Source organism: Psychrobacter sp. 1Y4, from assembly GCF_051847555.1.
This window is the reverse complement of the sequence record NZ_JBPYDE010000376.1, coordinates 1-813: the sequence shown is the minus strand read 5'-3', so window position 1 is coordinate 813 and position 813 is coordinate 1. Positions and strand designations below refer to the sequence as shown.

Here is an 813-nt window from a genome sequence, read left to right as displayed (position 1 = left end):
CTACGCTGCTAAAGATGATGATGATAAAGACATTACCAAATATTATGACGAGACGATGACCCAATGTTTGGCCAATTTAGGTGTACCTGCAAAAACATTGGTAGAAGATGTCAAGCTAGAAAACAGGCTCACATCAGAAACCTGTCTCGAATATGGTAAGGGCACTACAACCAACAAGTTTAGTACTGACTGTCAAGATCTACTAAGTGTCACAGCCTCCGGCGCCCCAAAATAATGCGTACGATACGGCTTCGTATCTATGCCTATACTCTAAGGAGTACACTATGACAAGTTTTATCTCAAAACCACTACCGCAGGGTACTCCTCAAGCTGCATTTAAAGTCTCTGCACTCGTCCTAGCGTTGTCCGCGATGAGTCTGGCGACTCACAATGCGCAAGCAGCAGTGAGCTATAATCTTAAAGGTGAGGCGATTTATAGCACTTTGGGGGACTTATCAATTTATCAGCCGCCCAAGGGCGAGACGAAACCTACTGTTATGCTAATGCTAGATAAATCTGGCAGTATGAATAGTGATAGCTTGTGGGATGATTATGGTAGCTTTGACTATCAGCGTGAATCTTTTACAAGAGTAGAAAATATAGAGGTGACAAAATACCGTCTGGCTACACAATGTAACAGAGGAGGTAACAACTGTTATCAGTATTGGCAGGCTTATCAGGTTATTGAACCAACAGATGTAACTTATAATTACCAAACACCAAATTTAAAAGGTAGGAATGATCAGCCTTGCTATTTTGGTAGCCCAGACACCATAAACTTCATTAGTGAGTCCCGTACCGATGATGGTTACA

At 42.1% G+C, this 813-nt stretch carries 2 protein-coding genes; both read left to right on the top strand.

Features of this window, described 5'->3' with window-relative positions:
• Window positions 1-235, top strand: a 235-nt coding sequence (locus tag ACS8FC_RS16435) for a hypothetical protein (protein WP_439297563.1), incomplete at its 5' end; no start/stop codon positions are given.
• Window positions 236-284: 49 nt separating this feature from the next.
• The coding region (locus tag ACS8FC_RS16430) for a hypothetical protein (protein WP_439297562.1) at window positions 285-813 on the top strand (529 nt) is incomplete at its 3' end.